Raw genomic sequence first — 8,848 nt, 5'->3', positions numbered from 1 at the left:
CTAAAACCCCCACCCCCAAAGATTTGGGATAAAATATCATCAAAGTTGGCATTACGCCCCTGAGCGCGCGCAAAATCGCTAAAATTCTGCCCGCCAAACATGTTATCCCCGAATTGGTCGTATTGGGCGCGTTTTTGCGGATCGCTCAAAATTTCGTAAGCAGCGTTGATCTCCTTAAACTTCTCCTCTGCCTCCTTGCCCTTGTTTAAATCTGGGTGGTATTTGCGTGCCAAACGCCGATAAGACTTTTTAATCTCCTCATTGCTCGCCCCCTCGCTCACTTCTAAAGTGCTGTATAAACTTTTTCCCATGTGAATCCTTTGTATGAATTAAAGCACATTATAGCATAAAACTTTAGTCTTATAGTATCAATTTTTCTTATAATATTCTAAAAACTCTGCATAACCCTTTTGGCGCAAGGCACAGGCTGGGCACACCCCGCACCCATAGCCATAAACATGTTTTTGATCCCGCACACCCTCATAGCAGGTGTGGCTATGCTCTAGCACCAAGTCCAACCCCCCCAACTCTTGGGCTAGCTGGAACTCTTGGGCTTTGCTAGCAAACATCAAGGGGGCTAAAATGCTAATGCCCTCCTTGCTCCCAAAAGCCCCTAAGTTTAAACTCTCTTGCATGCTGGCAATAAACCCCTCACGGCAATCAAAGTAACCGCTATAATCTTGCTGGGAGACCCCCACAAGCACAAAATCCGCCCCCACATTGAAGGCGTAGGCATGTGCGAGGGTCAAAAATAACGCATTGCGATCGGGCACAAAAGAGGCGGGTAAATTCGGGTTGCGTGGGTGGCTAGCCCGCATGCTCTCTGTGCTGTGTGTAAAGAGGGCAGAAGCACTTATGGAGGCTAAAAAATCCAAAGAGAGGCATGTATAGGGCAAATCCAGCAACCGGGCGATCTTTTGGGCTTGTTCTAACTCAATGGCATGTTTTTGGGCGTAATTAAAGCCTAGCAAATGCACTTGCTTAAAGGCGTGTTTGCCCCAAAGGGCTAGAGTGGTGCTATCCTGCCCGCCACTAAAACAGAGGACACAACTGCCCTTAAAAGAAGTGGCTAACAAGGCGGAGATGTCAAAGGGGTTAAACATGGTTTCTCTTTGTTAAAATAGCCCATTATAGCAAAGATAAGGGCTTTCACTTGGATCACCACTATAGGCATTTGGTGCGCAAACTCCCCAAAACCCTTTTAACATTGCATGCTTATATTGAAAAAGGGGGTTTTGAAGCCTATGTGGTGGGGGGGGGTGTGCGCGATTTGTTGTTAGGCAAGAAACCCAAAGATTACGATCTGGCTAGTAGTGCCACCCCTGAGGAATTGAGCGCGCTTTTAAGGGGCATTCCCAGACTTAAAATTTTAAAGCACGCTAAGGCATTTGGCACTTTGGGCGTGTATCACCAACGCCAATTTTTTGAGATCACCACTTTTAGGCAAGAGAGCGATTACCATGATTACCGCCACCCACAAAGCGTGTCCTTTGTGCGCTCCATTGAGCTGGATTTAAAACGGCGTGATCTCAGCATCAACGCCCTAGCCTTGCACCCCACAAAGGGGCTTTTGGACTTGCATGGCGGGCTTAAAGACCTCAAGGCGCGCCTTTTAAGGCTGGTGGGTAACCCCTCTGTGCGTTTGCAAGAAGATGCCTTGCGGATTTTAAGAGTCTTGCGTTTGGCAAGCACGCTAGGCTTTGTGATCGAGCCCCAAAGCGCGCATGCCCTAATCCAACATGCCCCCCTATTAGCACGCATCGCCAAAGAGCGCATCACAAACGAGTTTTGCAAACTTTTATTAGGCAATTTTGCGGGTGTGGTGTGCGTGGATTACCAAGAAATCTTGGAGTCTTTTTTGGGCGTGCCTCTGTGTTCTAGCCATCTAAAAAATCTAGGCAACACCCCGCCTAATTTGCTCTCAAGGCTTTTAGTGTGTAGCCAACACTTAAACCCCACCCAGCTTAACACCTTGCAAGAACACCTCAGACTCCCCAAAAAAACCACCAAAGCCCTCAACCAACTCCATGCCTATATCCAAAATGCCCGCCCTTGTGAAAATAGGGTTTGGGTGAAACAACAATTACAAATTTTAAGCTTGAGCGCATTCCGGGCGTTTTTAGGCTGGTTAGCCAGCACGAACCAGCCCTTAAGCGTGGCACTAAGAACACACCTTAAAGAAACTAAGCAGACGGTCTATTCCTTAGAGTTTTTAAAAATCAAGGGCAAGCATTTAAAGGCAATTGGGCTTAAGGGTGCGCAATTTAAGGCATGCTTGCAATATTGTTTGCAAAGTGTGATCTTAGAGCAAACCCCCAATGAGTTGCCCTGCTTGTTCGCCCTAGCCCGTAGGTGGGCAGACAAATTAAGACAAGATTAGCTAAAATAATCTTTATGTCTAAACTCCATTTTGATAATTTGTTATTCCTAGCCCCCCTAGCGGGTTATACGGACTTGCCCTTTAGAAGTGTGGTGAAACGCTTTGGGGTGGATGTTACCGTGAGTGAAATGGTTAGCTCCCATGCGCTGGTCTATGCCTTTGAAAAAAATGCCAAGATGTGGGCGCGCTCCCCAGAAGAAGACCCCTTTAGCGTGCAAATTGCGGGCTCTAAACCTGAGATCGTGCAAAGGGCGGTGGAGTTGCTTAACGGAGTGGGGGGGATTGATATTTTAGATTTTAATTGTGGTTGCCCTGCGCCCAAAGTGGCTAATCATGGCAATGGGAGCGGGTTACTCAAGGATTTAAAACATTTGGTGCAACTCTTAAGGGTGATTAAAGAAAACACCAATAAACCTTATACCAGCGTGAAAGTGCGCTTGGGCTTTGAGTCTAAAATCCCCCTAGAGATCGCCCATGCGCTCAATGATGCCCCTGTGGATTTTGTGGTGGTGCATGCACGCACACGGGCTGATCGCTACAAAAAAGAGAGAATTGACTATGAGAGCGTGCGGGCAATGCGCGCCATTTTAAATAAGCCTTTAATTGCTAATGGCGAGATTGATAGTGCCTCTAAGGCTAGAGAAGTGCTCAATTACACGGGGGCGCAAGGCGTGATGATCGGGCGGGCAAGCCTTATCAAGCCATGGATTTTTTGGCAGATTAAGCATAATACAGAGGAATTACCCGCCCTTGTGAAAAAAGATTTGGTCTTGGAGCATTTTGATAAGATGGTGGCTTTTTATGGGGATCGGGGGGTGGTGATGTTCCGTAAAAACTTGCACGCTTATGCCAAAGGGCACGCCCAAGCCAGCGCATTTAAAGGCGTGGTCAATTCCATGACCTGCCCTAAACAAAGCCGTGTGCAGATTGAGGAATTTTTTAGCACGGCAACACCCCTAGATAACCTACCCCAAATTATCACTTTAAATCACCAAAGCATATGACAAGACGGCTTGTTTTGGTGGGCTTTTTGGGCTTATTGCAGCCCTTGGGGGCACTCAAAAACCATGTTTTCACAGGTGTGCGTTTTGGCTATGTGGGTGGGTTTGAGAGCACCTTTAGCCAACAAGTGAGCATGAGCAACCCTAGCACTATGCCTAATAGTAGCCAACCGGTATGCCCCAAAAGTCTGTGTAAGGGCGATGAAATCACGGGGTTTTATAAGACAAGCCCTAAAAAAAGTGCGGGTTTTGCTTTCACCTACACCGTGGGTGATGAAATCTTTTTTGATAAATTTGCCATTAGTGGCTTACGGGTTTATGGCACGTTAGAATATGCCAATGCCAACTTAGGCAGCCGTTACAAGGTGCAAAATAAGGGCGGGCAAAACTACAACCCCCAATACATCAAAGCCATCGACCCCACAACAGGGAATGCGATTCCTGAGACCATGCCTAATCCTAATCCGTTAAAAGCTATCCCCGGCACTAATTTAGGCGTGCCCTCTAGCTACACTTCCCCTTGTGCCCCTCTTAGTGCCAATAACCCCTTAGGCTTATGCCCCACACCCAACCCGCAAGCTGTGTTACTCAACACGCCCGCACATTTTATGACCTTTGGGCTGAATGTGGATGTGTTTTTAAATATCCCCTTAGATTATTGGCTCAAACGAGTCTATGCCAAAATGTTCTTTTTCAAAATGGGCGTGTTTGTGGGCGGGGGCGTGGAATACGCCATGCTTTGGAGCGATGTGTTTAAAAATGAAGTTTTAGGCGCACTGGGCTATAACCCCAAAACGCGTTTTTTTGCTGCTGGGGGGGGCTTTTTTGTCAATGTGGGCTACCAACTCTACTTAGGCAAGCATAACCGCATCAACATCGGCTGGAAATTCCCCTACTACAAGATCACCGCAAATAACTGGTATAACTATGGCAACCACAATGCAGGCACGCAACAAACCCTCAAACAAACTCTGAGCACCACACGCCGCGATGAATTTTATGTGAGTTATGCGTATTTGTTTTAGCTTAGATCATCACAAACCTTACAGCCCCGCCACTTGGAACAGAATTGTTGTTTTGGGTTTTCCGTGGGTTTTGTAGTTTGCAAACATGGCGTTTTTGCATGAGCTTTTGAGGATTTTGGACTTTTGGGGTGTTTGGCAATTAATGGAAAGGCTGTAAAAATATACCTTTACTTTAAAACACCATTTTAGATATAATCTTTTCAAAAAGGCTTTAGAATGTTGCGTTTTGCGCCCTCCCCGACTGGAAGCATGCACATTGGGAATCTGCGGGTCGCCTTGTTTAATTTTGTGGTGGCTAGGCAACTGCAAAAACCCCTGATGGTGCGTATTGAAGATACCGACTTAGAGCGCAATATCCCCGGCAAAGATCAAGAGATTTTAAAAATCCTAGAGAGCATGGGCATTTCTTGGGATCATTTGGTCTATCAGAGTGCGAATTTGCCCACACATTTAGAATATGCCCAAAAACTCCTAGACCATGGGGAGGCTTTTTATTGCCACTGCACCCCCGCATTTTTAGAAACCAAAAAGCAAGAAGCCCTGCAAGCTAATAAGCCCTTCCGCTATGAGGATTCTTGGGCACTCATAGAACAAAAGAGCAACCCCCACCCGGTGGTGCGCCTAAAGGGTGGCACGCAACGCTTGCAATTTCAAGATGTGATCAAGGGGACTTTAAGCTTTGATCCCTTTGAATTAGATAGCTTTGTGATCTTGCGATCTAATCAAACCCCGACCTACAATTTTGCATGTGCGTGCGATGATTTGACCTACAAGATCAGCTACATCATTCGGGGCGAAGATCATGTCAGCAACACCCCCAAACAGATTTTGATCCAACAAGCTCTAAGACGCACACTCAACCTGCCCCCCCAAAATCTCTTATACGCCCATTTGCCTATTTTACTCAATCAAGAAGATGGCAAGAAAATGAGTAAAAGGCATGCCGCCTCCAGTGTAGAATGGCTCATCCAAGAAGGTTTTTTACCCCAAAGCATCGCTAATTATCTGCTCTCTTTGGGTTATAACCCCCCTAGCGAGCTTTTTAGTTTGCAAGAGGCTATCCAATGGTTACAAATGGGGCGCGTGAGCCCAGCGGGGGCAAGATTTGATCTAGCCTATCTGCGCCACCTCAACCACCGCCACCTAGAGCGTCTAAGCCTTGAGGAATTAGGCACTCTCTTAAATCTAGATCACCCCCAAAAAGCCCAACTAGCCCGACTTTTCTTACAAGAGTGCAGCACGCTAGCCGAATTGCAAGCCAAATTGCATGCGCTCTTTGCGCCCAAAGATATTGAACAACAAGAGGGCGATCGCGATTTCAAACAACAAGCTTTGCAATTATCCAGTGTGCTTAAAAGCATGCCCGCTTGTGAGGATTTTACAGAGTTTAAGCAACTGGCTATGCAAAAAAGCCAACTCAAGGGCAAGGATTTTTTTAAGCCCCTGCGCCTCTTGCTCACCGGTGAGTTGCACGGCGTGGAATTAGCCCTGCTTTACCCCCACCTCAAGCCCTTTTTGGATGACATTTTAGTCTTAAAGGGCGATCATGGTTGCTAGCACCATCTTAGGCGCATTGGCAACGATTTTACATAATCTCATTAACCTTTATATGTGGATTGTGATCATCGCCTCTGTGCTGAGTTTCATCCGCCCTGATCCTTCTAATGTGATCGTGCAAATGCTGTATCGCCTCACCGAACCGCTCTTTCAAAAAGTTCGGCAAATCATGCCCTTTGTGGTGTTCAATGGGATCGATCTTTCGCCTTTGGCTGTGGTTATCTGTCTAAAATTCATCGATCTGACCTTAGTCAAGTTGTTGTGTTATTATGCACAAGGGTGTAACCATGCCTTCTATTTTTAAAATCCTATTCCTAACGGCAGTTTTGGTCGGCACGCTTTTAGCCCAAGAGATCACCCTAGATTTCCTCAAAAGCAAGCCCAAAGGGATTGCACGGGATTTTTATATCTGGCTGTTTTTGCAAGAAAAGAGCACCACAGCTGAAGAAGCCCAAGAGGCTTATAGGCTGGTGAATAGCAAGAGCGCGCGTATCCAAGCAGCAATGGTGGCTAAAAAAGCCCTCCCCACGCCACCGGGCAATGCATGTTATGGACTCTCGCTTAAAGAGTTGAGCTTGCAAAATAACAAATGCATCGCCACGGGCTTGAGCATTGGGCGCATTTTAAGGCATGCGCATAACCCGACCGATCGGGAGCTTTTATTATTTATGCAAGAAAAGATCGCCCAAACACACCCTAAATTGCATGCGATCATGAAGGTTCTCTTAAGCTCGGATATGACCCAAGAGGTCTTAAGAGCTAATGCCTCCACGCTGAGTAGCATTTATAATGCACTCTCCTACAGGCAACGCCTCAATCTCTTAGACCACGCCATCAATCCTAAAACCCTCGCCCATCTAGCCGACCAAAACGACTCGGCTTTTAATGATATTCTCCGGCGCATTGTGCGGGACGCGCGCTTTTCACACTTCAAAAAATCCCTAGCCCAAGCGCGCATCACCCATTCTGATTCCAAGACTTTTTTCATTTTGGGCTTGAATGCGGCGATGCATGATGAACGCAGTTTGGCTTTAGAATATTTTAAACGCTCTGAGCAAGAAGCAGATGGTAGCTTTTTGAAAAATAGAGCCCTCTTTTGGCAATACCTAGTGAGCCACAACAAAACCTACCTACACACCCTAAGCCAAAGCACCTCCCCCGATCTCTTCAGCATTTATGCGAATTTGAATCTGGGCACCACCCCCAAATACAAAATTGTGAGCACCCTAGAGGGCATTAGGCATAAACAACCTAACTTTGACATCAAAGACCCCTTTGAATGGCAGATTTTAAGGGATAAAATTTTAGCCATCCAAGATAAAAATGCCTTTTTAAAAGCCCTAGAACCCCTTAAGACAACGCAAACAACCCCCCATTTGGCTTATTTTTTAGATCGCTACTACAACAGACAACGGCACTATTTTTTAGCCCCCTATGAGGGGGTCATCTCTTGGAAAAGCGTGCCCGAAAAGGCTTTGGCTTACGCTGTGGCGCGCCAAGAAAGTCTATTATTGCCCGCTTTGATCTCGCGCTCCTATGCACTGGGTCTTATGCAGATCATGCCCTTCAATGTCGCCCCCTTTGCCCGCCAGATTGGCGCAGGGCCCACCAAACTAACCGATATGTTCAACCCCAAGATCGCCCTAGTCTTTGGGAATTATTACCTCAATTACTTAAAAGAGGAATTTAAACACCCGCTTTTTGTGGCTTATTCTTACAATGGCGGGCCTAAGTTTTTCCGCCATCTTATAAGAGAGAGGCATTTTTTCACCCGCCAACGCAAATTTGAACCATGGCTGAGTATGGAGCTTGTTCCTTACAATGAAACACGCCTCTATGGGCAAAAGGTCATGGCAAATTACATCATCTACCAAAAACTCTTTGCAGATGAGCAAGGACAACCCCACCATTTTGACATCAACGCCTTTTTTGATGCCACTCTTAAGGACATTCCATGATTAAAAAATGCCTTTTCCCCGCTGCTGGGTATGGCACACGCTTTTTACCCGCCACAAAGGCGATGCCTAAAGAAATGCTCCCCATTGCCAATAAGCCCTTGATCCAATATGGCGTGGAGGAGGCGATGGAAGCGGGTTGCGACACAATGGCGATTGTAACCGGGCGGGGCAAGCGCGCCATTGAAGATCATTTTGATATTAGCTACGAATTAGAGCACCAAATCAATGGGACCAACAAAGAGCAATCCTTAGCCGGGATTCGCACCATCATGCAAACTTGCCGTTTTTCTTACACCCGCCAACATGAGATGAAAGGATTAGGGCATGCCATCCACACCGCCCAAACCTTGATTGGCAATGAGCCCTTTTGTGTGATCTTAGCTGATGATCTGTGTGTCAATGCGTCGGGCTTTGGGGTTTTACGCCAAATGGTGGATTTATATGCCAAATACCAATGCTGCATTGTTGCCATTGAGGAAGTGGCACTAGAGGAGGTGCACCAATACGGCGTGATTTGTGGGCAAGAAATTGCCAACGGGGTTTATCAAGTAAAAGACATGGTCGAAAAGCCCAAGCCTGAGGAAGCCCCCAGCAATCTAGCCGTGATCGGGCGTTATATCTTAACCCCCGATATTTTTGAGGTGCTCAAAAACACCCCACCGGGCAAGAATAACGAAATCCAAATCACAGACGCGCTCTTGCAACAAGCCCAAAGTAAGCTAGTTCTAGCTTACAAGTTTCAAGGCAAGCGTTATGATTGTGGGAACATGCACGGCTTTGTGCAAGCCACTAATGATTTTTACCACATCTACACACAATCCCATTAGCCATGTATGATCTGTGGTTTTACGGCTTTTACTGGGTGGCTGGTTTTCTGCTCGCCTTCCCTGTTTTGATTATTGGGTTTGTCTATACCCACCTCAAGCC

Annotated in this window: 9 protein-coding genes; 7 read left to right on the top strand and 2 right to left on the bottom strand. The window is 46.6% G+C overall.

The genetic code is table 11. From position 1 onward, the window contains the following. Both C5684_RS07155 and queC read right to left on the bottom strand, forming a co-directional pair. Positions 1 to 311, bottom strand: a 311-nt coding sequence (locus C5684_RS07155) for a DnaJ domain-containing protein (protein ID WP_158650207.1), incomplete at its 3' end; no start/stop codon positions are given. 57 nt (positions 312 to 368) lie between these two features. Further along, entirely contained in the window at positions 369 to 1,103 is a 735-nt protein-coding gene (queC, locus tag C5684_RS07150) for a 7-cyano-7-deazaguanine synthase QueC (protein ID WP_104639877.1), read from the bottom strand. A gap of 50 nt (positions 1,104 to 1,153) precedes the next feature. Here queC and C5684_RS07145 point away from each other — a divergent pair, with 50 nt between their 5' ends. From C5684_RS07145 to galU, 7 genes are all read left to right on the top strand, one after another. After that, a complete protein-coding gene (locus C5684_RS07145) occupies positions 1,154 to 2,380 on the top strand; it encodes a CCA tRNA nucleotidyltransferase (protein ID WP_104639876.1) in 1,227 nt (408 codons plus the stop codon). Between the two features lie 14 nt (positions 2,381 to 2,394). Beyond that, positions 2,395 to 3,384, top strand: a complete 990-nt coding sequence (locus C5684_RS07140) for a tRNA dihydrouridine synthase (RefSeq protein ID WP_013889980.1) — start codon at positions 2,395 to 2,397, stop codon at positions 3,382 to 3,384. Beyond that, on the top strand, positions 3,381 to 4,406 hold the full coding sequence (locus C5684_RS07135) for an outer membrane beta-barrel protein (RefSeq protein WP_104639875.1): 1,026 nt from the start codon (positions 3,381 to 3,383) through the stop codon (positions 4,404 to 4,406). The genes C5684_RS07140 and C5684_RS07135 overlap by 4 nt, the downstream gene beginning before the upstream one ends. A gap of 216 nt (positions 4,407 to 4,622) precedes the next feature. Then, complete coding sequence (gene gltX, locus C5684_RS07130; protein ID WP_104639874.1) at positions 4,623 to 5,963, top strand: glutamate--tRNA ligase; 1,341 nt, start codon at positions 4,623 to 4,625, stop codon at positions 5,961 to 5,963. Next, the gene (locus C5684_RS07125; protein ID WP_104639873.1) at positions 5,953 to 6,267 is read left to right on the top strand and encodes a YggT family protein; all 315 of its coding nucleotides are present in this window, start codon (positions 5,953 to 5,955) and stop codon (positions 6,265 to 6,267) included. The genes gltX and C5684_RS07125 overlap by 11 nt, the downstream gene beginning before the upstream one ends. Further along, positions 6,251 to 7,921, top strand: coding sequence for a lytic transglycosylase domain-containing protein (locus C5684_RS07120; protein ID WP_104639872.1), 1,671 nt, complete (start codon positions 6,251 to 6,253; stop codon positions 7,919 to 7,921). Before C5684_RS07125 ends, C5684_RS07120 begins: the two co-directional genes overlap by 17 nt. Next, positions 7,918 to 8,748: a UTP--glucose-1-phosphate uridylyltransferase GalU gene (galU, locus tag C5684_RS07115; RefSeq protein ID WP_104639871.1), complete on the top strand. Its 831-nt coding sequence runs from the start codon at positions 7,918 to 7,920 to the stop codon at positions 8,746 to 8,748. The genes C5684_RS07120 and galU overlap by 4 nt, the downstream gene beginning before the upstream one ends. Positions 8,749 to 8,848 lie beyond the last annotated feature (100 nt).

The sequence above is a fragment of the Helicobacter bizzozeronii genome (assembly GCF_900196775.1).
GTDB lineage: Bacteria > Campylobacterota > Campylobacteria > Campylobacterales > Helicobacteraceae > Helicobacter > Helicobacter bizzozeronii.
Note: the sequence above shows the minus strand (reverse complement) of the source record. Positions and strands in the feature narration are given on the sequence as shown.